The organism is Lysinibacillus sp. FSL M8-0134, assembly GCF_038069745.1.
Lineage (GTDB): Bacteria > Bacillota > Bacilli > Bacillales_A > Planococcaceae > Lysinibacillus > Lysinibacillus irui.
Genome location: NZ_JBBPAJ010000001.1, coordinates 1,058,062 through 1,082,966, shown reverse-complemented (window position 1 = coordinate 1,082,966; position 24,905 = coordinate 1,058,062). Strand labels below are relative to the sequence as shown.

Annotated in this window: 24 protein-coding genes; 4 read left to right on the top strand and 20 right to left on the bottom strand. The window is 38.0% G+C overall.

Annotated features, from left to right (window positions below):
- Positions 1-2 precede the first annotated feature (2 nt).
- The 15 genes from ymfI to MKY49_RS05180 form a co-directional block, all read right to left on the bottom strand.
- Complete coding sequence (gene ymfI, locus MKY49_RS05250; protein ID WP_274796039.1) at positions 3-731, bottom strand: elongation factor P 5-aminopentanone reductase; 729 nt, start codon at positions 729-731, stop codon at positions 3-5.
- Positions 728-2,029 carry an EF-P 5-aminopentanol modification-associated protein YfmH gene (yfmH, locus tag MKY49_RS05245; protein WP_274796038.1) on the bottom strand — a complete coding sequence of 434 codons (1,302 nt, stop codon included), beginning with the start codon at positions 2,027-2,029 and terminating at the stop codon, positions 728-730. Before yfmH ends, ymfI begins: the two co-directional genes overlap by 4 nt.
- Positions 2,026-3,297 (bottom strand): EF-P 5-aminopentanol modification-associated protein YfmF, encoded by a 1,272-nt coding sequence (gene yfmF / locus MKY49_RS05240; protein WP_341385737.1) that lies wholly within the window; start codon positions 3,295-3,297, stop codon positions 2,026-2,028. Before yfmF ends, yfmH begins: the two co-directional genes overlap by 4 nt.
- A gap of 174 nt (positions 3,298-3,471) precedes the next feature.
- On the bottom strand, positions 3,472-4,431 hold the full coding sequence (locus tag MKY49_RS05235; protein WP_274796036.1) for an ABC transporter permease: 960 nt from the start codon (positions 4,429-4,431) through the stop codon (positions 3,472-3,474).
- 1 nt (position 4,432) lies between these two features.
- Complete coding sequence (locus MKY49_RS05230) at positions 4,433-5,479, bottom strand: ABC transporter permease (protein ID WP_322605952.1); 1,047 nt, start codon at positions 5,477-5,479, stop codon at positions 4,433-4,435.
- Positions 5,479-7,026, bottom strand: a complete 1,548-nt coding sequence (locus MKY49_RS05225; protein ID WP_274796034.1) for an ABC transporter ATP-binding protein — start codon at positions 7,024-7,026, stop codon at positions 5,479-5,481. The genes MKY49_RS05230 and MKY49_RS05225 overlap by 1 nt, the downstream gene beginning before the upstream one ends.
- 361 nt (positions 7,027-7,387) lie before the next feature.
- A complete protein-coding gene (locus MKY49_RS05220) occupies positions 7,388-8,473 on the bottom strand; it encodes a BMP family lipoprotein (RefSeq protein WP_274796033.1) in 1,086 nt (361 codons plus the stop codon).
- Between the two features lie 53 nt (positions 8,474-8,526).
- Positions 8,527-9,255, bottom strand: coding sequence for a GntR family transcriptional regulator (locus MKY49_RS05215; RefSeq protein WP_274796032.1), 729 nt, complete (start codon positions 9,253-9,255; stop codon positions 8,527-8,529).
- A 199-nt stretch (positions 9,256-9,454) separates the two neighbouring features.
- Positions 9,455-11,746, bottom strand: coding sequence for an FtsK/SpoIIIE family DNA translocase (locus tag MKY49_RS05210; RefSeq protein WP_341385736.1), 2,292 nt, complete (start codon positions 11,744-11,746; stop codon positions 9,455-9,457).
- 155 nt (positions 11,747-11,901) lie between these two features.
- Complete coding sequence (locus tag MKY49_RS05205; RefSeq protein ID WP_274796030.1) at positions 11,902-13,569, bottom strand: ribonuclease J; 1,668 nt, start codon at positions 13,567-13,569, stop codon at positions 11,902-11,904.
- A 278-nt stretch (positions 13,570-13,847) separates the two neighbouring features.
- Entirely contained in the window at positions 13,848-14,747 is a 900-nt protein-coding gene (gene dapA / locus MKY49_RS05200) for a 4-hydroxy-tetrahydrodipicolinate synthase (protein WP_341385735.1), read from the bottom strand.
- A gap of 13 nt (positions 14,748-14,760) precedes the next feature.
- The gene (locus tag MKY49_RS05195; protein ID WP_274796028.1) at positions 14,761-15,798 is read right to left on the bottom strand and encodes an aspartate-semialdehyde dehydrogenase; all 1,038 of its coding nucleotides are present in this window, start codon (positions 15,796-15,798) and stop codon (positions 14,761-14,763) included.
- An 82-nt stretch (positions 15,799-15,880) separates the two neighbouring features.
- A complete protein-coding gene (locus MKY49_RS05190; protein WP_274796027.1) occupies positions 15,881-16,471 on the bottom strand; it encodes a dipicolinate synthase subunit B in 591 nt (196 codons plus the stop codon).
- On the bottom strand, positions 16,465-17,244 hold the full coding sequence (locus MKY49_RS05185; RefSeq protein WP_274796026.1) for an NAD(P)-dependent oxidoreductase: 780 nt from the start codon (positions 17,242-17,244) through the stop codon (positions 16,465-16,467). Before MKY49_RS05185 ends, MKY49_RS05190 begins: the two co-directional genes overlap by 7 nt.
- A 9-nt stretch (positions 17,245-17,253) precedes the next feature.
- Positions 17,254-17,517 carry a hypothetical protein gene (locus MKY49_RS05180; RefSeq protein ID WP_004224966.1) on the bottom strand — a complete coding sequence of 88 codons (264 nt, stop codon included), beginning with the start codon at positions 17,515-17,517 and terminating at the stop codon, positions 17,254-17,256.
- 142 nt (positions 17,518-17,659) lie between these two features.
- Between MKY49_RS05180 and MKY49_RS05175 the strand changes: the two genes are divergently transcribed.
- From MKY49_RS05175 to MKY49_RS05160, 4 genes are read left to right on the top strand one after another with little or no spacing between them, the layout of a single operon-like run.
- Positions 17,660-18,037 (top strand): GntR family transcriptional regulator, encoded by a 378-nt coding sequence (locus MKY49_RS05175; RefSeq protein ID WP_274796025.1) that lies wholly within the window; start codon positions 17,660-17,662, stop codon positions 18,035-18,037.
- Positions 18,038-18,880, top strand: coding sequence for an ABC transporter ATP-binding protein (locus MKY49_RS05170; protein WP_341385734.1), 843 nt, complete (start codon positions 18,038-18,040; stop codon positions 18,878-18,880).
- 2 nt (positions 18,881-18,882) lie between these two features.
- Positions 18,883-19,509, top strand: coding sequence for an ABC-2 transporter permease (locus tag MKY49_RS05165; RefSeq protein WP_341385733.1), 627 nt, complete (start codon positions 18,883-18,885; stop codon positions 19,507-19,509).
- An 11-nt stretch (positions 19,510-19,520) separates the two neighbouring features.
- The gene (locus tag MKY49_RS05160) at positions 19,521-20,135 is read left to right on the top strand and encodes an ABC-2 transporter permease (RefSeq protein ID WP_341385732.1); all 615 of its coding nucleotides are present in this window, start codon (positions 19,521-19,523) and stop codon (positions 20,133-20,135) included.
- A 36-nt stretch (positions 20,136-20,171) separates the two neighbouring features.
- Here MKY49_RS05160 and MKY49_RS05155 read toward each other — a convergent pair whose 3' ends face one another.
- The 5 genes from MKY49_RS05155 to MKY49_RS05135 all read right to left on the bottom strand — a co-directional run bounded on the left by MKY49_RS05155 (position 20,172) and on the right by MKY49_RS05135 (position 24,859).
- Positions 20,172-20,666 (bottom strand): HugZ family pyridoxamine 5'-phosphate oxidase, encoded by a 495-nt coding sequence (locus tag MKY49_RS05155; protein WP_341385731.1) that lies wholly within the window; start codon positions 20,664-20,666, stop codon positions 20,172-20,174.
- A gap of 11 nt (positions 20,667-20,677) precedes the next feature.
- Positions 20,678-21,460, bottom strand: coding sequence for an ABC transporter ATP-binding protein (locus MKY49_RS05150; protein WP_341385730.1), 783 nt, complete (start codon positions 21,458-21,460; stop codon positions 20,678-20,680).
- Positions 21,460-22,452 carry a FecCD family ABC transporter permease gene (locus MKY49_RS05145; RefSeq protein WP_341385729.1) on the bottom strand — a complete coding sequence of 331 codons (993 nt, stop codon included), beginning with the start codon at positions 22,450-22,452 and terminating at the stop codon, positions 21,460-21,462. The genes MKY49_RS05150 and MKY49_RS05145 overlap by 1 nt, the downstream gene beginning before the upstream one ends.
- Before the next feature lie 17 nt (positions 22,453-22,469).
- On the bottom strand, positions 22,470-23,465 hold the full coding sequence (locus MKY49_RS05140) for an ABC transporter substrate-binding protein (protein ID WP_274796017.1): 996 nt from the start codon (positions 23,463-23,465) through the stop codon (positions 22,470-22,472).
- Positions 23,466-23,635: 170 nt separating this feature from the next.
- Positions 23,636-24,859 (bottom strand): M16 family metallopeptidase, encoded by a 1,224-nt coding sequence (locus MKY49_RS05135; RefSeq protein WP_341385727.1) that lies wholly within the window; start codon positions 24,857-24,859, stop codon positions 23,636-23,638.
- Positions 24,860-24,905: the final 46 nt, after the last annotated feature.

The following is a 24,905-nucleotide window of genomic DNA, read 5'->3' as shown; positions in this document are numbered from 1 at the left end:
TATTATATGTACCAACCACCATTTAATCTTATGATTTGTCCTGTGACATAATCAGCTTTACCAGACAAATAAAAACGAACCATTTCAGCTACATCCGTAGTTTGTCCGATGGTGCCTAAAGGAATATCCTCTAAAATATAGTCTAGCTCCACTTGACTTAAATGGCTGTTCATTGACGTATTGATAAAACCAGGAGCGATGGCATTTACACGAATTTGAGATAGTGCTGCCTCTTTCGCATAGGATTTAACAAAAGCATGCTGGGCACCTTTAACCGTAGCATAAAGTGCTTCACCCGCTGAGCCAGCCTCTCCCCAAATTGAACCAATAAATAGTACATAGCTTACATCATGTTGTCGCAGCTTTTTAGAAAGTAAAGCAGTCAAACGCATTGGATTTTGAACATGAACACGCCATAAGGCTTCCATATCCTCCACTGATGTATCTTCAAGCAATGAATAATGGGCTTGTCCATTAGCAAAGACAATGGCCTGCACATTAAAAATTTGTGCTGCGACCATTTCTGCTCCTTTTATGGTTGAAAAATCCCCCTGAACAAGCATAAACTCTTGTGCAGGGAAAGATGTAGTAAGCGAATCACATAAACTCTGTGCCGCATTCTTATTTTGTGAATAATGCACATAGATGGACCAACCGTCTTCAGCTAAGCTTTGACAAATAGCACGACCAATCTCACCTGATGCACCTAAAACAAGGGCAAATTTTTTCACTGTGCTCCCTGCTTGCTTGGTAAAATTTTAAAAACAGTTTGTTGAGATTCACCTTGAATAGAAGCAAATGCTTTCTTTAAATCCTCAACTGTTAATGTCTCTAGTACTGGTACAACATCAAATAAATTCATGTCATTAAAGGAATAGCGTGTAAATTGGTTTGCAATAAATTCAATTGAATTAAGCGCACGTAAGAAGAATCCAATTTTTTTACGTTTGATACGGTCCAAATCAGCACTTTCAAAGTGTGCATTTCCATCATACTTTGCTAGTTCTTCCTTAATTGCCTTTGATAACCCATCTGGCTCTGTTGAATCAGAACCAATCATGGCAAAGCCAAAACCATTTTCTAAAGTAAAATCAAATGCATAGGTTTCATCGATTAATCCTTCTTCATAGACACGTTCATAAAAACTTGATGTGCGTCCGAAAATAAGCTCAAGCGCAATTTGCACAGATAGCTCATGTTTTAACATTTCCTGACCTGATAAATTAGTTTCTTTTGCTTTCAAACCGACATATACTTTTGGCTTTTGAACATCCATATTTAATGTACGTTCTTTAATTGCAACCTCTGTTGGTTCTTTATCGAAGAAACGTTGAATCGGCGTAGGCTCCGGAAACTCTTTTTTACCTTGATTGTCACGAATAAAAGTCATCATTTGCTCTGGATCCACAGCGCCAATAACAAATAACAGCATATTAGATGGATGATAAAATGTGTTGTAACATGTATATAGATGCTCAGCTGTAATACCATCAATCGATTCAATTGTACCTGCAATATCTATTTTCACTGGATGATGATGATACATATTTTCAATCGTACCAAAGTATAAACGCCAATCAGGCTGATCATCATACATGGTAATTTCTTGCCCAATAATTCCTTTTTCTTTGTTGACAGTAGCTTCAGTGAAATATGGCTCTTGTACAAAATTTAATAAAGTTTCTGTACTTTTATAAATATTGTCAGTAGAAGAAAATAAATAAGCCGTACGTGTGAACGATGTAAAGGCATTAGCCGAAGCGCCGTACTCACTAAACTTTTGGAAAACATCCCCATCTTCTTTTTCAAACATTTTATGCTCTAAAAAGTGAGCAATGCCATCTGGCACAGTGATACTTTCCGTTTCACCAATGGGGACAAACGTACGATCAACAGAGCCGTATTTTGTTGTAAATGTAACAAATGTTTTGGAAAAGCCTTTTTTTGGCAAAATATAAACATCTAAGCCATTGTCTAGCTTTTCATAATAAAGTGTTTCATCTAATTGTTTAAATTCAATTGTTTTCATTGTGCCGCTTGCTCCTTTCCACATAAGAAATAAACTGCTTCAAGCTGCACTTGCTTTGCCATTGCAACAACATCTTCCTTTGTTACAGCTTTCCACTTATTTGCCCAAGTTTCAACAGAGAATTCCTCAGGTAAGTCTTTATATTGATCAAAAATTTCGATTTGTCCACGAGCAGAATCTAGCGACTCTTTAAGCTGATTCGTCAGCATAGCTTTTGTTTGCTCCAGCTCTAAATCAGTAATATCTCCAGCCTGCATGACAGCAAGTTGCTCTTTAATTAGCGTTAGAGCTTTTTCTTCATTTTTAGGCTCGATACCAGAGACAACAAAAACGAGACCGTAATGCGATGCGTATGAACTTGATGCATAATAAGCAAGGCTCTCTTTTTCACGAACATTCATAAACAATTTAGCATGTGGATAGCCACCAAAAATGCCATTAAAAATTTGCATTTTAGCAAAGTCCGCATCACCAAATCTTACTGGTGTGCTAAAGCCAATATGGAGCTTACCTTGCTTCATTTCATGCTGTTCTCTAACATAATCATTGTCAGGGTGTTTTTTGGGAAGTACCGCCGGAACTTCTTCAGGTGTGCGATCTTTAAATGGTAGCGCCTTTTTTAATTTTGCGACGACTTCCTCTTCATTAATATCACCAGCAACATAAATATCAATTTTATCGTTAGCTAGCATGGATTGATACGCCTCATATAAGGAAGCCGGTGTAATTTTTTGAATTTCCTCTACACTACCATTTGCTGAAATCGATGCAGGCTCATTTGGTCTTAAAATTTGTTGTAAACGGAACTGAGCAAAGCGGGATTTATCGTCAAATATAGATTCAATACGCTGAATAACTGTTTTCTTTTCACGTTCAACAATTGATTCCTTAAAGGCAGCATTTTCTAAATTAGGCTCAAAAATAGCCGTGTGCAATAAACCAAGTACGTCGTTTAACACACTTGTATTCGCAAGATAATGGTCATTTACAGTCTCTACATTTAGTAGCACCGTATGCTCATTCCCTCGCTTCGATGTATCAAAATATAAAACAGTGCCGTACAAGTCATCTAAAAAGCTACGAAATGCAGCAGTTGTCTTATATTTAGCATTACTGTGCTGCAGTACATTGGTTAACACTGTACGTTCTGATGCACTTTTAGCCGTTAATGCTCTTCTCCATTTTATTGAAAAATTTACAGTTTTAAATTGGGTTGTTTGTCGGATATGCAAATTGACACCTTTTGCAAAAGGTATTGTTTTAAACATATAAAAACCCTCCTATCCTTCTTAATATAACGATGTACTACACATACTATACATGTCTATTGTCTATAATTGCAAAAGGAATCCAAAGTATGTATGGGAAAAATTAATAATTACACCAATTGCATATAAAAAAGACTGAGCAACGATCGCTCAGTCTCTGATAATTCATTTTTCTTAGCGTTTACCTTTAATATAAGGTTGGCCACTTGCCTTTGGTGCATTTGCTTTACCAATAAAGCCTGCTAAAGCAAGGATTGTTAGGACATATGGTAAAATTTGCAGATAAACGGCTGGCACATTCTCGATAAATGGAATTTGGTTCCCTGCAATACTTAATGTTTGCGCTAAACCGAAGAATAATGCTGCACCTAGTGCACCCATTGGATGCCATTTCCCGAAAATCATAGCGGCAATGGCCATGAAACCTTGACCAGCAATTGTTGCATGTGAGAAGTCATGTGTAATTGTTTGTGCATAAACTGCACCGCCAAGGCCACCTAGAGCCCCAGAAATCATTACGGCAATGTAACGCATTTTATTTACGTTAATCCCCATAGTATCTGCTGCCATTGGATGTTCACCAACAGCTCGTAAGCGCAATCCAAATGGCGTTTTATAAATGATAAACCATGCGCCAATTGCTACAACAAACGCTAAAATAGATGTGCTATAAACATCATGGAACAATAAACGACCAAAGAAAGGAATATCCTCTAAATAACGAATACCAAAACGACGTATTGGTTGGTCAATCATATCTGTTTGACCTTTATCATAAATCATTTTTACTAAGAAAACTGTCGCGGCTAAGCCTAGTAAGTTAATTGCTACCCCTGATACTGTTTGATCGGCACGGAAAGAAATAGAAGCAACGGCATGGAAAAGTGAGAACACTGCCCCGATCACAACAGCTGCTAGCATTGCTACCCAAACTGTTGCTCCTCCTAATGACGAAGCGAATTCTAAATTGACAAAAATACCAACAAATGCACCAACAATCATTAAGCCTTCTAGCCCGATGTTGACAACACCAGAGCGTTCAGAGAATACCCCACCGATGGCTGTAAAAATCAAAGGTGTTGCATAAAGAATCGCTGAAGGGATGATGAAATATAACATTTCTAAAAAGCTCATGTTATTGTCCCTCCTTTTTCTTGCTCAGCTTTTGTAAGCCTACTCGAATAATATAGCCTGATGCAACGAAGAAGATAATCAACGCAATGATAATAGATACGATTTCTTCTGGAATACCTGCAGCATTTGGCATATTTAGTGCACCATATTTCAATGAACCAAAAAGTGAAGCCCCAAACACTACCCCAAGTGGTGTATTCGCACCAAGTAGGGCAACGGCGATACCGTCAAAACCGATCCCTGTAAAGCCTGGTTTAATGGATGCGTTTTGGAATGTACCTAAAGCTTCCATCGCACCACCAAGACCTGCAAACATACCTGAAATCGTCATTGCTAGAATAATATTTTTATTGACGCTCATACCTGCATAATCAGCAGCATTTTTGTTAAAGCCTACTGCTTTTAGTTCATAGCCACGTGTAGTTTTTTCCAAGATGAACCACATTACTACTACCATTAAAAGTGCAACAATGATCCCATAGTGAAGACTTGAATTGTCTGTAAGCTCTCTTAAAAACGGAGAACGCAGTGAAGCGGATTCATGAATACGTTCTGTTTTAAAGCTGCCATCGGACAATTTTTTGATCGCTGCGTTGGCAATATAAAGCGCAGTATAGTTCAGCATAATTGTCGCAATAACTTCATGAACTTTAAATTTCGCTTTTAAGAAACCTGCAATAAAGGCCCAAAATGCACCAGCTGCAGCTGCAGCAAGCAATGCCAATGGTAAATGAATGAATTTAGGTAGTTCAAATGCATAACCTACCCAAGCAGCTGCCAGCCAACCTAAAATAAGCTGACCTTCAACACCAATATTGAACAACCCTGTGCGGAAAGCAAACGCTACTGCAAGACCTGCCAAAATATAGGGTGTGATTTGTCGAATTGTGTTCCCAATCGAATATGAATCTCCAAAAATACCTGTCCAAAGAGCGATATAACCTTCTACAGGGTCATAGCCACTGACTACCATCACGATAGCCCCTACAATTAAACCGATAATGATAGAGATGATAGGAACGAGTAAATTAATGACACGATTTGACATTAGTCGTTCCCCTCCTTCGCATCATGCTTATTATTTTTTTTACTTTGTCCAGCCATTAGTAAGCCTAGCTCTTGCTCTGTAGTTTCTTTAGGATTTAACTCATCCACAATTTGTCCATCATAAATTACGGCAATACGATCCGAAACATTCATAACCTCATCTAATTCAAATGAGATTAATAGAACCGCTTTTCCTTTATCACGTTGCTCAATAAGACGAGAGTGAATGAATTCAATAGCCCCAACGTCGAGTCCACGCGTTGGTAGAGCGGCAATTAATAAATCTGGATTACGGTCAATTTCACGACCAATAATAGCTTTTTGTTGGTTACCACCAGATAAAGCACGAGCTGGTGTCATTTCACCATTACCAGTACGTACATCATACTCTTTAATGATTTGGCGAGCTTTCTCAGACACTTTTTTATAGTCCATAACAAAGCCCTTCGCTATTGGAGATTGGTAATATGTTTGTAGAGCAATATTATGACCAATAGGGAAATCTAACACTAAGCCATGCTTATGACGGTCTTGTGGGATATGTCCAACACCTTCCTCTGTAATTTTACGAGGCTTCATGTTGGTAATTTCTTTGCCATTTAACTTAACTGTCCCACTTTTGATTTTACGAAGACCCGTAATGGCCTCAATTAATTCAGATTGACCGTTACCATCAATACCAGCAATACCGACGATTTCACCTTTGCGAACATTTAAGTTTAATCCTTTGACTTTGTCGATGTTTCGGTAATCCGTTACAACCAAGTTGTTAATCGACAGTACTTCATCTGTTGGGTTGGCATCAATTTTTTCTGTTTTAAATTCAACTTGACGCCCAACCATCATTTCAGCCAATTGATCAGGATTTGTGGCAGCGGTTACAACAGTACCAATGCCTTCACCTTTACGGATAATTGTCACACGATCCGAAACTTCCATAATTTCTTTAAGCTTATGGGTAATTAAAATAATCGATTTACCTTCTGCAATAAGTCGACGCATAATTTGAATTAACTCAGTAATTTCCTGTGGTGTTAATGAAGCAGTTGGCTCATCAAAAATTAAAATTTCAGCACCACGATACAAAGTTTTTAAAATTTCAACACGTTGTTGCATACCAACTGTAATGTCTTCGATTTTGGCATATGGATCAACATCCAATCCATATTTTTCAGAAAGTGCTTGTACTTTCTTAGCCGCATCTTTTATGTTAACAATCCCCATTTTAGTAGGCTCAGTGCCTAAAATGATGTTTTCTGTTACCGTAAAATTTTCCACTAACATAAAGTGCTGATGCACCATACCAATTCCTAAATCATTGGCAATATTCGGGTTTGTAATTTTTACAGCCTTCCCACGAACGCGAATTTCGCCACCCTCTGGTTGATACAAACCAAAAAGGACGTTCATCAAAGTCGATTTACCTGCACCATTTTCTCCTAGCAATGCATGGATTTCGCCTTGTTTCAGTTGGAGGGTGATGTTATTATTCGCCACGAAATTACCGAACTCTTTACGGATTCCTAGCATTTCAATCACATATTCCAAAATTGTCACTCCCTTAATAGGCACTATTATTAAGTCTTTTCGCCTTAGCGTATAGTATCTGCTGCTACATGATTGATGGTACAGATAAGCCATACGTCCAGTATTTAGATTTCTACCAGAGGCTATATTTAATTTCACCCATAGAGGTAGATGTTTTGCTAAATTAATACAGGAAAGGTCATCGTTAGAAACCTTTCTTCTATTAACTTAAAACCTAAACTAGTAAATTATCATTTCTACCTCTAAAGGTTCATATAAATCTTGTTAAATAGAGTATTGCAAATAATCTAAATATAACGATAGATTGAAAAATCATCATAAGGTCCTTCTAAAAAGTCCCTTATGATGATCAAAAGATGAATTATTTTTCCACTTTTTCTGGAACTTTGATTTCACCCTTAGCAATTTTCTCTTTATATTCATCAATTACTTTTTGTACATCTTCTGAAATTGCACCACGAGAATCTGCAAGTTTAACGCCATCTTCAGCTAAACCGTAAACAAGTGTTTCTCCACCTGGGAAATCACCATTTTTTGCTCTGTTTGAAATATCTACTACTGCTGTATTAACACCTTTTAGCATAGAAGTTAATGTTACGTTTGTTTTATCGTCTACTTTACCTTCTTCGTATTGGTCAGCATCTACCCCGATTACCCATACATCAGCATTAGGATCTTTAGCTTTACGCTCTTTTGCTTCAGAGAATACACCGTTACCAGTTGCACCAGCAGCGTGGAAGATTACATCAACACCTGAAGAGTACATGCTGTTCGCTGTAATTTTACCAAGATCTGCTTTATCAAATGCACCAGTGTATTTTACTTGAATGTCGATATCAGGGTTTACTGCTTTAGCCCCTTCAACGAAACCAGCGTGGAAACGGTTAATAACTGGAATATCAACGCCACCTACGAAGCCGATTTTACCTGTTTTAGACGTTTTTGCTGCAGCAACACCTGCTAAGAAAGCACCTTCTTGCTCTTTGAATAAAACGTTAACTACATTGTCAGCTTTTACTTCTGCATCGATTAATGCAAAGTGGTTATCTGGATTTTCAGAAGCAACTGCATCAATTGCATCAGCCATCATGAAGCCGATACCATATACTAAGTTAAAGTCACGGCGAATTAAGTTGTTTAAGTTAGTTTCATAGTCAGCGTCTGATGCTGATTGTAGGTAGTCAAAACCACCATCGCCTTTTTTAAGACCATGTTCTTTTCCGTAAGCTTGAACACCTTCCCATGCAGATTGGTTGAATGATTTGTCATCAACGCCACCTACGTCAGTAACCATTGCTACTGAGAAAGCTTCTTCAGTTTTGTCACCGCCTGAAGCATTGTCATTGTCTTTTGCAGGTTTTTCGTCGTCTTTCGCACCACAAGCACCTAAAATAGCACTTGCCGCTAATACTGATGTTAATACTAAACCAAATTTACGTTTTTTCATTTAATTAACCCCCCAAAGGTATTGTAATTAGCAGGAAAAAATTTAGAAATGTTCTACACCCGTTTACGAACTACATGGAAGCTGAATTTATCAGCTCGGAAATAATTTTTTGAATAGAGCACTACTTGATCATGCTCATCGTAATGCAACTGCTTTAACACTAAAAGAGCTGTTTCACGTCCACAATTTAAGATCGGTGAGGCTTGTTCATGATATCCTACTGGATCAATATATGTAACAGCGTAGGCTACATGAATTTTGCCAGATTGCTCAAGAGCAGAGAACAGTGAAACTTCTTTTTTTTCGACAAAGTCAGTAGGCAGGAAGCTTGCAGGTAGCCTGTCTATGCAGTATACTACTGGTTCGCCATCCGCTGTTCTGACACGTTCAATCGTGAGTATTTTATCTTCGCCATCACATTGGAAGCGTTTTAAATCTTCCTCAGAAGGTACGTGCTCAGTCGCTTTTAAAAACCGCGAACCTGGCTCCATACCCGCTGCCTCGATCATAGAAGAAATGCTCGATAAATGCTCGATGCCTGATGTAAACAACGGCTTAGGATTGACAAAAGTCCCAACCCCATGTCGGCGCACAATCACATTTTCCTCTTCCAACAGTCGAAGTGCTTCTCTAAGTGTTGCTCGACTGACTCCTAGTGATTTCGATAATTCAAATTCTGACGGAAGCTTTTCATTTTCTTTAAAAATACCAGCCTCAATGTCAGATTTTAAACGATCGATTACTTGAAGATAGAGATGACGATGATCTGCTTTAATAGTCACATATATCACCACCAAAATCAGAGATCAGACATCTGATGTACAACATTCCTACTAATCGTTCATAAATATAACATTTTTGCAGAATGAAATAAACAGTTTTAAAGAAAATCTGTTATAGAATTCATTCTTTCTTCATTTTTATTGCAAATATTTGGACAAATATACAGTGAAACACAGTTATTTTTGTCCAATTTTTTGGTTAGTTATCGTACTGGTGAACAAGTACTTGACGCGGTTTACTTCCCTCTGGAGGCCCTACAATCCCGCGTTGTTCCATTTGATCGACAATACGTGCTGCCCTTGAATAGCCAATTCGGAAGCGACGTTGTAGCATAGATACTGATGCTGTTTGCATGCTGACAACTAATTGGACAGCTTCATCATATAATTCATCCGTTTCCTCTAAAATGGTTTCTTCTTCAGTAGGAATCATCTCCTCCTGATACTGTGCCTTTTGCTGTTCTATAACAAAATTCACAACAGCTTCAACCTCTTGATCTGATAAAAAAGCACCCTGCACCCTTTTTGGTTTCGAAGCCCCGGCAGGTAAAAATAGCATATCACCACGACCAAGTAGGCGTTCAGCCCCACCCATGTCTAAAATGGTTCTTGAATCAATTGCTGAAGAAACTGCAAATGCAATTCTTGAAGGTATATTTGCCTTTATGACGCCTGTTAAGACATCTACACTCGGTCTTTGTGTTGCAATTATTAAATGAATCCCTGCAGCGCGTGCCATTTGCGCTAAACGTGTAATTGAATCCTCTACATCACTTGATGCAACCATCATCAAATCCGCTAACTCATCCACAATGACAACGATATACGGTAGCTTTGGATGCTTTTCTTCTGTTTGCTCATTAACCTTTTGTACATGAGCATTATAGCCCTCAATATTTCGTGTACCTGTATGAGAAAACAAGTCATAACGGCGTTCCATTTCAGATACCACTTTTTTTAGTGCTTGCGAGGCTTTTCGTGCATCTGTCACGACAGGCGCCAATAAATGAGGAATACCATTATAAACATTTAACTCCACCATTTTTGGGTCAATCATCATGAGTTTCACTTCATGTGGTTTTGTACGCATTAGTATGGATACAACTATGCCATTTATGCAGACACTTTTCCCGCTACCTGTTGAACCAGCTACAAGTAAATGTGGCATTTTATTGAGCTCTGCTAGAACCGCTTGTCCTGTAATATCACGACCAAATGCTACTTGTAACAATGCATCAGGCTTAGCACCATCATTAGATTCCAATACCTCACGAAGTGTCACAATGGCTACCTCACTATTTGGCACTTCAATACCAATCGCTGATTTCCCAGGGATAGGAGCTTCCATACGAATATCTTTAGCGGCAAGTGCTAGCGCAAGATCATCTTGCAGATTGACAATTTTGCTTACTTTCACACCTATATCTGGTAAAATTTCATATTTCGTGACAGCTGGTCCCAAATGGACTTGTGTCACCTTTGCTTTTACACCAAAGCTTTGTAATGTTTGTTCTAGCTTTTTAGCATTAGCTTGAATCACCGAATATTCACCGCTTTGGTCATGTTGAGGTGGTAATTGTAATAGATTATAGGATGGGAGCTGATAATCTGCATTTTCTACAGTATCAGTGCCTTGAATATGGACATCATCCGTTGCTTCTTCTAGTTCATTTTCCACCATCGTTGGCGTATCAAATACAGCTCTTTCCTGTGAGACATTTTGCGTAAAAGCAGAGATAATCGGCTCATGAGGTATTTCCTCCTCTTGTTCTGACACATCTGTCATTTGATTAACTGCTGCTACCTCATCTCCACTTTCTACTCTAGAGCGACGATTGCTAGGCTTTTTCGGTGTATTTTTTTTCTTATCACGGTGTTTCTTTTTCCATTTGCCAAATAGACCTGGCATTTTTTCAGCTAAATAAGGTACCAATGCCTTACCTGTGACTAAAATTAACCCTATAAAGAAAATAACCCAAGCAACGACTTTTGCCCCTGATGCTTCAAATAACACGTGGAGGCCGCTAAATAATAGGGCACCAATCATCCCACCGCCTAGAGCATTGCTACGATGAATAATACCTTCTGTATTGATCAATATGCGCCACGATTCACGAAGAACAGAATCAGATAATAGACCACCTGATTTCGATAATTGCTCAAATAATATGCCATGGCTAAAAATGGTTAAGCTCATAATAATGAGTACCATGCCGAGTATTAATCGATCCTTCAAACCGATTTTTTTACGACCAATCATCATTAACAACGCAACAAATATAAGCATAAATGGAACAGCAAAATGTAAATTACCTAAAAGAAACATGGCGATTGTTTGTAAAATCCGCCCAATCATACCGAATTCAAAAATCATAATGACTGCTAAGGCAATTAAAAGCAGTCCTAAAATTTCATACATAAGCGGATGCATGTCTTTTTTTTCAGTTGTCGCTTTACTTTTAGTTCCTTTCTTTCTTTTACTAACTGCCATCTATTTTCACCTTCTTTTGCAATCCATTTTATATATGTAGCGAATCATCACAAGTAGAACTTGACTATTTCAAAAAAAGGATTTTCCACCGCAATTGGGAGAAAATCCTTTTTCTTTTACTTTTTCCTCAAAGCATTGACGATAAGCTTGTTCAATTAGTACTCCATAATAATTGGAATAATCATTGGGCGACGTTTTGTTTTTTGGAATAAATACGTATTTAGTGTATCTCGAATTTCTTGTTTAATATTCGTCCATTCAAATGTATCTTTACCAACATATTTTTCAATGACGTTTTTCGCAATGTCAGATGCCTCAATCATTAATTCCTCTGATTCTCGTACATATACAAAGCCTCGCGATAAAATCTCTGGGCCAGAGGCAATTTTCTTTTGTGCGCGGTTTAATGTCACAACCACAATGAAAATACCATCTTGTGATAATAATTTACGATCACGAAGAACAATATTCCCTACATCGCCTACACCAATACCGTCAATTAAGACGTTACCAGCTTGTACACGACCACTCATGCGCATTTTATTATTTTTATACTCTACAATATCCCCTTTATCAGCGATAAAAATTTGTGATTTTTGCATACCAAGCTGTTGCGCTAACTTCGAGTGAGCAATTAGCATGCGGTACTCGCCTTGTACAGGGACAAAATACTTTGGCTGCATCAAATTCAGCATAAGCTTTAAATCTTCCTGACTACCATGTCCTGATACATGAACATTTTTGCTAGAAGTCAAAATTTCAGCGCCTGCTTTGGACATAGAGTTCATCGTATTAGCCATTTGTACTTCCATACCAGGAGAAGGTGTAAATGTGATTAGCACTGTATCCCCTTGCTTAATTTTAATATCACGATGGTGCTTGCGGACGATTTTCTCTAATGCATCTAGAGGCTCTCCTCTATTACCTGTTGCAATAATGATAATTTCATCATCTTGATATTTTTGCATTTCTGAAATCGGAATAATTGTATCTTCTTCAACTGTTAAATAACCTAGCTGTACGCCTAAATCAACAGCCTTTTCCAATGGTTTACCAACAATCACAACTTTACGGAATGATTTTTGGGCTTGGGCAAAAACTTGTTGAATACGAATAAAATTCGATGCATAAACAGCTACTAAAATACGACCTGGTGCTGAGTGGAATGTTTTTGATAATTGTTCTTCAATCACAATCTCCGATGTCGTATATCCTGGTCGTTCAGCTTCGCACGATTCAGATAAGAGAATAAAGACACCGTCTTCTCCTAATTGTGCCATTTTTGCTAAATCAGGTTTGAATTTACCTGTTGCTGACTGATCGAATTTAAACTCTCCTGTATGAACAATCGCGCCTTCAGATGTATGGAACACCACCCCTAACGAATCGGGAATACTATGTGTTGTGTGGAAGAATGTTACATACGTTGAATTGAAATTCATACGACTTCGATTTGTTACTTCAAAAAATTTCACCTGATGTGGTGCAGGTAATTCTTTTAAATGTTCCTTTGCTAATGCAATTGTTAATTTTGATCCGTACACAGGTGCCTTTATTTTTTGTAAAACATAGGCAATAGAACCGATCGCATCTTCATGACCATGTGTTAAGAAAATACCTTTCACACGCTCTTTATTTTCTTCTAAGTACGTAATGTCAGGAATCACGATATCTATGCCTAGCATCTCATCTTCTGGGAACATTAAGCCGCTATCCACTACAAATAGCTCTTCATCAATTTCTACTACGTACATTGCTTTCCCAATTTCGCCTACCCCCCCAAGAGGGATGATACGAATTAATTCATTTTTCTTTTTTGTCAATTTATTTCCTCCTAAAAAATATCCCGAACAGCAACCACTTAACATTTATTATACGGTTTGCAAAGCTTTTGCACAAATTAAAAATACATGTTTCACGTTGGAAATAGATTTTCTTTTATTTGCTTATTATTAGGAGAGGGATCAGCAGATATTGGATAACTTGTATCATGATAGTCATATTAGTATTTTTGAGGATGAGAAGTAATGGATTGAGGGGTCTTTCATCTTTTTTCTAGCATACAAAAACGAGGCTGAAAGAATCTCAGCCTCGTTGCTTTTTATCTAAAACTTTTCGCTTTTTCTTGATACGTATCCCAAATTCTGTCGAAGTTAGCTTTCTCTTGATCTGTCATTTCCATCATTGGTAGACGTACATTGAGTGTATCAAAACCTAATTTTGTCATCGCATATTTAATAGGCGAAGGATTTGGTTGAGCGAACAGCGCACGTACTAAAGGTAATAATGCTCGGTGAATTTTGGCTGCTAGCTTATTATTTCCTTCTTCAAACGCTTTAATCATTAATTGCATATCATTGCCTACAACGTGAGCTGCTACGGAAATAACGCCTGCCCCGCCAATTGCCATTAGAGGTAATGTTAAGCCATCATCTCCACTATAAACTAAGAAATCATCTTCTGGGTCAACATTCTCGATAATATCACCCATTTGATCTAAATTACCACTCGCTTCTTTAATCCAAGCTATGTTTGGAATCTTGCTTAACGCAACAGAAGTTTCATAGGCAACATTGACACCAGTACGCCCTGGGACATTATAGAGCATAACAGGTAGACTCGTTTGTTTAGCAATTGTTTCAAAGTGAGCAAAAATCCCACGTTGATTTGGCTTATTATAGTATGGAGCTACTAGCATGATGCCATCGGCTCCATTTTCTTCTGCTTTATGAGTCATTGCGATAGAGTATGCCGTTTCATTATCCCCTGTGCCGGCAATAACGGGTACACGACCAGCTACTTTCTCTACTGTAAAGCGCACAACTTCAATTTTCTCCTCCGTTGACATCGTTGGGTTTTCAGAAGTCGTACCACAAGCAACTATACAATCTGTACCGTTATCTATCAAATGATTAATAATACGTTCTAGTTCTGGATAATTAATCGTGCCATCATCTTTGAACGGCGTAATCATTGCCGTTCCAATTCGACCTAAATTCATCCTTACACCCCTTTTATAGTAAGTTATCCTCAAGCATTGCTTCTGCAATTTGGATAGAGTTTAATGCGGCGCCTTTTAATAAATTGTCAGAAACGATCCATAGATGGAATCCTTTGCTATTGTCTAAATCTTGACGGATACGTCCTACAAAAGTAGCGTCTTCCCCTTCTGCATAAATAGGCATTGGGTAAGTTTGTGTTGCAATATCATCTTGTAATATCACACCTGGTGCATTGCGTAATACGTCGAAAATTTCTTGAATTGACGCTTCTTTCTCTACCTCAATATAAACTGATTCAGAGTGACCTGAAACAACTGGCACACGAACACAAGTAGCAGCTACTTTTAGCTCTGGTGCATGCATAATTTTTTTGGTCTCATTAATCATCTTCATTTCTTCGTATGTAAATCCATTATCTGTAAATTTATCAATTTGTGGAATGACATTACGAGCGATTGGGTAATGACGTTTATCACTACCAGACGGTAAAATAGTTGCTTCTACATCTTTACCTGCTTCCCAGTTTGCGCTTTGTGCCTTTAATTCTTCAATAGCAGAAATACCTGCACCTGATACTGCTTGATAAGTTGAAACAATTACTTTCGTTAAACCAAATGCATTACGAATTGGTTCAAGTGCAGCTACCATTTGAATTGTTGAGCAGTTTGGATTCGCAATAATCCCTTTATGCTTCGCTAAGTCGCCACGATTCACTTCAGGAACGACAAGCGGTACCTCTGGATCCATACGGAAATGGCTCGTATTATCAATTACTACTGCACCACGCTTAGCAGCTTCAGGTGCAAGCACAGCTGATACTGACCCACCAGCTGAGAATAAAGCGACATTGACGCCTTCAAAAGCTTCAGGTGTCGCTTCTTCAATTGTATATGTTTGACCATTAAATTCGATTGATTTTCCTGCTGAACGAGCAGAAGCAAGAAATTTAATGTTCCCAATTGGGAATTTACGTTTAATTAACTGCTCCATCATTTTCGAACCAACTGCCCCTGTTGCCCCAACAACTGCAACCGTTAACTGCTTTGTCATCTGTCATCTCTCCTTGAATACATGTTTCATAATGTGTGCTATTGTATCACAAAAATACTGAAAATTGTGTGTAATATATGATTTATTTGAAATATTGTATCAACAGCGGTTGTAATTGCTTTTTCTGCGTAATTGCTGCATGAACAGTATCCACCATTTGATCAAAATCAGCAATTAAAGAATTCGGTTTGGAATGAGGGGAATCTTGACCAAATGGAATAAAATAGATGTTTTTAGCATTTAACAACTTCATAATATTGATACCATTTAAGCCAAGTGCATCGTTGGTTGAAATACCTAATACTACAGGAGACCCATTACGTAAAGTTGCCTTCGCTGCCATTAATACAGGACTATCTGTTGCTGCATTAGCAAATTTACTAATGCTATTGCCTGTCATTGGCGCAATGACCATTGCATCTAAAGGATTGGATGGTCCAAATGGCTCCGCCTCCTTTATAGAAGAAATAACCTTTTCACCCGTTAATGCTTCTATTTTTGCAATCCACTCTTCCCCTGTCCCAAAGCGGGTAGCCGCATGTAAAACGGAGTGGGTAATGATAGGAATAACTGTAGCCCCAACATCAATAAAATTTTGAATTTTAGGCACTACATCTTCATAAGTACAATGTGAAGCAGTAATACCTAGGCCAATTCGTTTCCCCGTTAACAATTTTCTTCCTCCTCTATTGCCTTGCACAATATTGTAGCTGCGTCATGTGCAAAGTATTTCCCAGGCAATGATGGCAATAGTACATACGTTTGTAATTGATCAGCATCTATATCTAAACAGCCTGGCTCTGAGGCTAAATCATATAAAACTGCTGGAACATGCTCGATAAATGACTCTGTAATCCATTTTGCTGGAATTGTATTTATAAAAATGCTATCCGTAATAGACCATTGACGGTCATCTAAATTTGTAGCTTTATAACCATATGCTTTTGCTTCACTCACTTGTACAACTGAACGTGCCACAATATGAACATTCGCACCCATTTTAACAAGTAAAGAGGCGAGCATTTTGGCGATACGACCGAAGCCTGCGATCGTAAAATTTTGTCCGTAAATACATTTTTGCTCGAGTCCGTAGAACGTGGCGATAAATCCCTCCGCTGTTAACCGAGCATTTTGCCAAATAAACGATTCTTGTTGTAAATAACAAATGGATTCATTTTTCTCCAGCAATTGCTTCCAATGCATCGTTAATCGACCTGTATAAAATTTAACTTGTGATATGCCATATAGTTGCTCAACTTCTATTTTCAACGGAAGAATAGGTAGGATAATTTTATTTGGTTGGAATTCTAAAACAAGTTTATTTAACTCTTCGTTCCAAACTGTCGTTCTTTTATAAAACACTGTTCTCGATGGACTTCTTAGCATTGTCGCTAATTCCTTTAATCTCGAGTCCTCACCGATAACAAGCCATTTTTCGTTTTCCAAAAGCTCACCTCACTGTAAATATTCTGATTGTACTGTAGATGTCTTATTAAATAAAATCCGATCTTCTCCAATTAATATAATTTCATGCCAAGGTATCATTTCACTAACTTTCATCTTCTTTTTTTGGAATGGTAATTTATCTTTCACAATCTCAAATCCATGTATTTTTCCTGTTTGCACATCCAATAGGCATTCTGTATGTGCTAAAATGCCAAAATGTACGCCACCCTCAATTTGAATTAATTCTTTATCCACCATCTCAGATAGTAGCATGCCTCATCTCCCTCCTTGAGCCGTTACCTCAATATATGCCGAGTTTTTGCAAATCGTGCCCCCTACCAAAAGTAGGAATATGTTGCATTTTTATCGCCTACTGTATATAGTGTATATATACAGTTATAAGAGGTGAGGATTTGTGCATATTCATTTAAGTAATGCTAGTGATAAGCCTATTTATGAGCAAATCACCACACAACTCAAAGAGGCCATTCTAGCGAATAAATTTCAAGCAGGTGATGCACTACCATCTATTCGTGCCCTAGCAAAGGATTTAAAAATAAGTGTGATGACGACCAAACGAGCATATGCCGATTTAGAGCGAGATGGCTTCATTGAAACAGTCGCTGGAAAAGGAAGCTTTGTCACCGAACGTAATCAGGATTTTTTACGCGAGGAGTTACTACGTCAGGTGGAGGAACATTTGCAGAGGGCGGTAAGAGCAGCGAAAACAGCTGGTCTTTCTAAAGAAGAAATGCAAGAATTAATATCTTTACTGTTAGAGGAGGAAATTTAAATGAATGCCATTGAACTTCATGGTCTACATAAGATTTTTGAAGGCTTTTCCCTTAAAGATGTAAGCTTTTCAGTCCCTCAAGGAACGGTAATGGGCTTTGTCGGTGAAAATGGGGCAGGAAAATCAACTACCATTAAATGCATGCTGAATTTATTAAAAAAAGAATATGGCGAAATATTGCTTTTTGGTCAGGATCATGTCGAACATGAGCTATCGATAAAAAACGACATCGGTGTAGTGTTTGACGATTTACATGTACCTGAGACGCTAAATGCGACGCAGCTCGACAAGATTATGAAAAAGGTATTTCAAACGTGGGATTCTAGCTATTACTTTGAACGATTGACTCAATTTAACGTACCAAAGAGGAAGAAGATCAAGGAACTATCACGAGGAATGAGGATGAAGCTGTCGATTGCATTAGCCTTGTCACATCATCCAAAATTATTGATTTTAGACGAACCAACAAGTGGACTAGATCCTATTATTAGGGATGAAATTTTAGATTTATTTTTAGCATTTATGCAGGATGAAACACATAGCATTTTATTTTCTTCTCATATTACAAGCGATTTAGAAAAAATTGCTGACTATATTACGCTCATCCATAATGGTGAAATTTTATTGAGTGAAAGTAAAGACGCTCTATTATATGATTACGGCATTTTCAAAGGGAGTAGTGAGGAAGTAAGCGTATTGCCAGAGCATGCCATTATAAAAAAACGAAATGGAGCATTCGGAATTGAAGCCCTCGTTCTGAAACATGAAGTAAACGAGGCTTTCCGACTCGAAAAACCTTCTATAGAGGATATCATGCTATTTTTTGTGAAAGGTAGTGTTTAAATATGATAGGTCTTATAGTAAAAGATTTAATGACTATTCAACGTCAATTGAGATCCCAGGCATACGTTGTTCTATTTCTTCTTGTGATGGCGATCTTTATGCAGCAAAGCTCAATGCTGCTGGCTGTTATTGTCTTTATTGTAACGATTCAAGCTATAACTGCTCTTACCTACGATGAGCAAAGTAGCTGGGATAAGTATGCCAATACCCTACCGATTTCTAAAGGGGATATTGTTCTTAGTAAATATATATTGAGTGTATTGCTTATGATCATTGGTCTTATTATTGCACTGCCCATTATATTTCTTATCAATTATTTTACCGATCAAGGTATCACCACAGATTTTTTCCTAACATTTAATATGATTGTGACATTGGCTCTCTGTCTGTTAGCTGTATTATTACCTATTTATATTAAATTTGGCTCCATTAAAGGAAAAATGGTTTTGATTGCGCTTTGTTTTATCCCAGGCTTCTTGTTAGGGATGTTTAAAGAGAATCTACCCAATATACCCTTCACTTTTTTAAATGTTAAACAGTTTATGTTTGTAACACCATTTGCCGGATTATTAATACTTTGGCTATCCTCGTTAATTTCTACAGCCATTTATAAAAGGAAAGAGTTTTAGGGAGGGGTTCTATGCGGGCATTATTGTTACAAAGATTTGTCGTACAAAAATGGTCTCTCATTTTTGCAATGACCTTATGTCTTCTCCTTAATATTGTTCACTTCTCCTTCGTGGATAGCTCTTCCATTGGTTTGGTGATTGTCGTCATTTCGGCCACACTTGTTGAAAATTTATACAAAGGGGATCGACATGTAAACTGGGAAGTGTTTGTCAATAGCCTACCTCTGTCAAAAAAGACGCAATTACAGTCTGATTTCCTTTATTGCTATGGCTTTATTACACTGCTCTTTCTTTTCATTGCACCAATCTATTTCTCTCAACCCGAAGCTTCTACAGATTTTTTGGAGCATTTTGCTATGTATTTCGCTTATATAAGCAGTGCTTATTTTCTCATCTGTAGTCAATTTTATATTCAGCAGCTTCAAGAAAAGGAGGGAATACGAACTATCAGAATGCTTTCGGCTACCTTGCTGATTATTCTGCTAAACTTTGTTGTTCATTACTATTTATCATTAGTAGCTGGAAACTTATTCACCTTAGTGCTCCCAACAATTGTTAGCATCCTCATTAGCGTTCTTACGTTCCATAAATGTCTTCATTTATATACGACAAGAGAAATTTGCTAACTATTCATTGAAAAATAGGCTGCCTTTATTGGCAACCTATTTTTTATCAATGACAACATGTATCAATTTGTCATTGGCAATATCAATCGTAAAGGCTTTGCCAAATCCTACGATATACCGCCCAGCTACTGGCGTTAACTCAAATAATGAGAAATCAAGTGAACGTAACATTGCCATCATTTTTGCATTAAATAGTTGATCAAAGGCTGCAAATACTTTCTCATGCCCTTCATTGCCCAAATTTTTAGGCTGACATTGCCAGCGTGCTCGCTCTGTGGCAAAAGGATTAGCTGTTACTGCTTCATCCGCTACACAAATTAAATCGACTACTTCTGACTTCTCCATTAGCTGGTAATGCTCTGCAATCCGACTAATATAAATATAAAATTTTCCATTTAGTCGTACAAAAGGGGCTGTACTACTAAAAGGCCTGCCTTCTCTATCCACGAAGCTTAACACACAATTTTTTTTATTTTGAATAAATGCCTCATAATCCTGTTTAACTTGTTCCAAATCGATTGCTTTTGGCATGTATTTTCCTCCTAAGCTTTGACCGTATTTTTTAATTGAATTCTTGGAGCACCATCCCATGAAACATATTGAATTTCCGCTTCCATCCGATAGATTTGTTGAATCATCCGCTCTGTCATGACTTCATCTGGTGTACCCATATGAGTTCTTTTTCCATCCTTTACCACCACTATTTGATCACTGTAGCTAGAGGCTTGGTTTAAATCATGGAGTACCATCACAACGGTCATGCCCATGTCACGATTCAGCTCTCGCACTAATTCTAGCACTTCATGCTGATGCGCAATATCTAAGAATGTCGTGGGCTCATCTAATAGTAAAACTTCGGGCCGTTGCGCTAAAGCCATGGCAATCCATGCGCGCTGTGCTTCTCCCCCAGACAAGGCAGCAATCGGCTTTTCTTTATAATGTGAGAGATCAGTTTTTTCTAATGCCCAATCAATAATGTTCTCATCCTCTGCATTGAGGCGCTCAAACCACTTTTTATGTGGATAACGACCATAGGCCACTAAATTTTTGACAGATATATCAGTTGGGGCTTGATTTTGTTGACTAAGCATACACATTTTTCGAGCAATTTGTTTTGAGGATAATCGACGCATATTTTCCCCATCAAACAAAATAGTTCCTGTCTGGTACGGCTGCATCCTTGCAAGGGCCTTTAATATCGTTGATTTGCCAGAGCCATTCGGTCCAATGATGGATAGGATTTCGCCTTTTTTAACATCAAAAGAAAAGTCATGGACAACTTCCTTTTGTTCATAGCTGATGGATAACTGTTCAATCTTTAACATTAAAACGCCTTCTTTCTCATCAAGTATAAGAAGTAAGGTCCACCAATGACGGCCATTAAAATACCTGCTGGAATATCAAGAGGTGCAAATAATGTCCGCCCTCCAGTGTCGGCAATCAATAAGACAATCGCCCCTAATGCCATACTCATCGGCAACATATACTTATAATCTGAGCCAACGAGTAATCTAGCCATATGCGGTACGATTAATCCAACAAAACTAATCATACCAACTGCAGCGACTGAAATAGCTGCTAGAAAAACAGCTAAAATAGATAACATAATACGAATACGCGTTACACTTTCTCCTAAATTGGTCGCCACCTGATCACCTAAACGAATGATATTGGCTTTGCGAATCGCAAAAATGGATAGTACCCAACCTATGATGGCATACAAATAAATCATATGTAGTGATACATTCCCTTTTGCAGCGAGACTACCATTCATCCATTGCACAGCTGATGGCAAACGATCACTATAAAGAATCGATAAAAATCCAATGACTCCGCCGCATAAAGCGTTCACGGCTACCCCCGATAAAATAATAGTGATGGGTGTAATGCCTGTCCGTCTCCAAGCGAGAGCATAAACAATTGCAGCCGCAATCAATCCGCCCACAAATGCAGCTAAAGGAATGAAGTGTGTCAACTCTGGATTTGCTAAAAGGATGAGTAATACAAAGGCTGCTGCCCCGCTTGTTACCCCTGTTAATCCAGGATCTGCTAACGGATTGCCCATAACTGCCTGCAATAAGGCACCCGAAATGGCAATACTTGCACCAATAATTAAAGCCAATAACACTCGAGGTAATCGGATATCCCAAATTATTGTTGTATATACACCTTCCTGATCATGTCCATTGAGAAGGGTGGTTAAAATATTAGGAACGGAAATATGAACACTACCTAACCCGACCGCAATGATTGCCACTACTATCGTAACCACAAAGGTTGTAATTATAATCATGCGACTTCTTGTTGTATGAATCATACCTTTACCTCACAAACTTATTTATAGAAATAATCTGCAATTGTTGTCAGTGCTGTTTCCACATTCGTAATAGATGTTACACCGAATGTGCTGTAATCAAGTACATAGATTTTATTATTTTTATAGGCTGATAATTGTTGCCAAGCGCTATTTTTTTCAATTTCTTGTTTAAATTTATCTTCATTTGCCCCGTGGTCACCCGATGCTAACACAAAAACAATGTCTGGGTCAGCCACAATAATATCTTCAAGATTCATAGGTGAATAAGTTGAATCTGCTTTTAACACAGATTTCGCAATATTGTCTGCCCCTAATCGTTCCACTAAGCTTCCTAAATAGGATTTGTCGTTCATTACCATAAAGGAATCCGATGTACCGATTACAAGCATTACGGAAGGTAATTCTTTGCCTTGTGCTTGAGCTTCTAACTCTTTTTCCTTTGCTACGATTCTTTGTAAAACGTCATTCATTTTTTCTTCTTTAGCAAAGTACGTACCTAGCACTTTAAAGCTCAATTTTAAGTCCTCATACGAATCTGTCGGTAAATAAGCTGTCGGCAAATTCATTCCTTGAAGTGCCTGATCGAGCGAGCTTTGTAGGGAGGAAGCTCCAATTATTAAATCCGATTGTAAGCTCGAGATGACCTCTAAGTCAGGTGACATAGGTGAGCCTATTTTTGTAATCGAATCAAAATCTGTTGGTATAGGATTGGTCGATGTTGGTACCCCTACAGGTGTAATTCCTAGGAGATGTAACATTTCTGTTAATGGAACCGAAGTGGTTACTATGTTTTCTGGTATGGTCGTTGGGAAGCTTGCTAATGCTTTTTGAAAGGCTTCTTCATCTACCCCATCCTGAATCTTGGCTTTTTGTACTTTAGCTGTATTAGCTGTTTCTTGTTGCTGTGTTTCTTCTTTCTTCACCTCTATGTCGATATTTTTATCTTCCTGCTCTACACAGCCAACTAGTGTTAATGAAATCACAAAGGTACTAGCGATAAGCCATTTTTTCACCTATATATCCTCCAATCAACTTTTTAATTGAAAATGATTTTCAATATCATTTATACTATCAAAGCTAATTGAGAATTACAACACCTAATTGATAAAGAGGAAAACACGAAAAAGGAGAACTTCGAAAATAATCAAAGTTCTCCTCTTACAATTAGTTAATTTTGTTGACTTTATTCACTAGGACCGATAATCGAAATAGCTGGTTCTGCTTTTAATATTTTAGCAATTAGACGATCTATCGACTCCATCGATACAGCATCTATCGAGGCAAGAACATCGTCTACAGTTCGATGCTTCCGATGGACAAGTTCACTCGTTCCATTGCGATTCATACGAGCACCCGTCCCCTCTAATCCAAGAACAAAGCTCCCTTTCAGTTGCTCTTTCGCATTATCAAGCTCCTCCTCCGTAACACCGCCTGCAACAATATCCAGTAACGTGGCATCAATCGTATGTTGGAGCTGTGCTAATTGTTGACGGCTTGTACTACCATAAATCGTAAAAGCACCAACATCTGCATAACAGGATTGATAAGAAAAAATAGAATAAGCTAACCCGCGTTCTTCACGTACCTCCTGAAACAGACGAGAACTCATATTGCCTCCAATAATATTGTTCAGAGCAATAAAGCTATACATATCTGGATCTTTTACACCGATTGCTGGATAAGAAATGGCTAGATGGGCTTGCTCTGTATCGCGTATTTTTGTAATCTCTCCCGGATAAAATGGAGGATTTGTTAGCACAGGCGCTACAGCATGTGGTGAAGGCTGATATAGTCCAAATAAATCTTCAATCTTTTGTAAAAGCTGCGGAGAAATATTTCCTGCAATAGAAATTACAACAGACTCTGGACCATAATGTTTGGCCATATATTGTCGAATTGTTTCTGCTGTAAATGTCTTTAACGTAGCTGCAGTACCAAGTATTGGACGACCAAGTGCGTCATTCGGATACATGACACTCCATAGCTTTTCATGTACATCATCATCAGGAGCATCTTCGCTCATTAATATTTCTTCTAACACCACTTGTCGTTCTTTTTCTAATTCTTCCTCTGCAAACGTAGAATTAAAAAACATATCAGCAAGTATTGTGACAGCGAGCTCGGCATGATGATCTAAAACTTTTGCATAGTAACATGTATTTTCTTTAGACGTGAAGGCATTTAGCTCTCCTCCAATTCGATCAAATTCTTCCGCAATTTGACGAGCTGAGCGAGTAGCTGTTCCTTTAAACAACATATGCTCAATAAAATGTGTAATACCATTCTCTTCAGGTAGTTCATAGCGGGAACCTGCATTCACAAAAATACCTAATGCAACTGATCGAACATGATCAATCTGCTCAGATACAATACGAACACCATTTTGACATGTATGTACTTGAACCAAAAAATCTCCCCCAATTCTTAATTTCTCTATTGTATAATTCCTAACA

Coding starts and splice junctions, on each gene's coding strand:
- yfmH (WP_274796038.1), bottom strand. CDS start 2,029: ATGAAAACAATTGAATTTAAACAATTAGATGAAACACTTTATTATGAA.
- yfmF (WP_341385737.1), bottom strand. CDS start 3,297: ATGTTTAAAACAATACCTTTTGCAAAAGGTGTCAATTTGCATATCCGA.
- MKY49_RS05235 (WP_274796036.1), bottom strand. CDS start 4,431: ATGAGCTTTTTAGAAATGTTATATTTCATCATCCCTTCAGCGATTCTT.
- MKY49_RS05230 (WP_322605952.1), bottom strand. CDS start 5,479: ATGTCAAATCGTGTCATTAATTTACTCGTTCCTATCATCTCTATCATT.
- MKY49_RS05220 (WP_274796033.1), bottom strand. CDS start 8,473: ATGAAAAAACGTAAATTTGGTTTAGTATTAACATCAGTATTAGCGGCA.
- MKY49_RS05210 (WP_341385736.1), bottom strand. CDS start 11,746: ATGGCAGTTAGTAAAAGAAAGAAAGGAACTAAAAGTAAAGCGACAACT.
- dapA (WP_341385735.1), bottom strand. CDS start 14,747: ATGAATTTAGGTCGAATTGGAACGGCAATGATTACGCCGTTCAAAGAT.
- MKY49_RS05195 (WP_274796028.1), bottom strand. CDS start 15,798: ATGACAAAGCAGTTAACGGTTGCAGTTGTTGGGGCAACAGGGGCAGTT.
- MKY49_RS05180 (WP_004224966.1), bottom strand. CDS start 17,517: ATGCTACTATCTGAGATGGTGGATAAAGAATTAATTCAAATTGAGGGT.
- MKY49_RS05170 (WP_341385734.1), top strand. CDS start 18,038: ATGAATGCCATTGAACTTCATGGTCTACATAAGATTTTTGAAGGCTTT.
- MKY49_RS05165 (WP_341385733.1), top strand. CDS start 18,883: ATGATAGGTCTTATAGTAAAAGATTTAATGACTATTCAACGTCAATTG.
- MKY49_RS05160 (WP_341385732.1), top strand. CDS start 19,521: ATGCGGGCATTATTGTTACAAAGATTTGTCGTACAAAAATGGTCTCTC.
- MKY49_RS05155 (WP_341385731.1), bottom strand. CDS start 20,666: ATGCCAAAAGCAATCGATTTGGAACAAGTTAAACAGGATTATGAGGCA.
- MKY49_RS05150 (WP_341385730.1), bottom strand. CDS start 21,460: ATGTTAAAGATTGAACAGTTATCCATCAGCTATGAACAAAAGGAAGTT.
- MKY49_RS05145 (WP_341385729.1), bottom strand. CDS start 22,452: ATGATTCATACAACAAGAAGTCGCATGATTATAATTACAACCTTTGTG.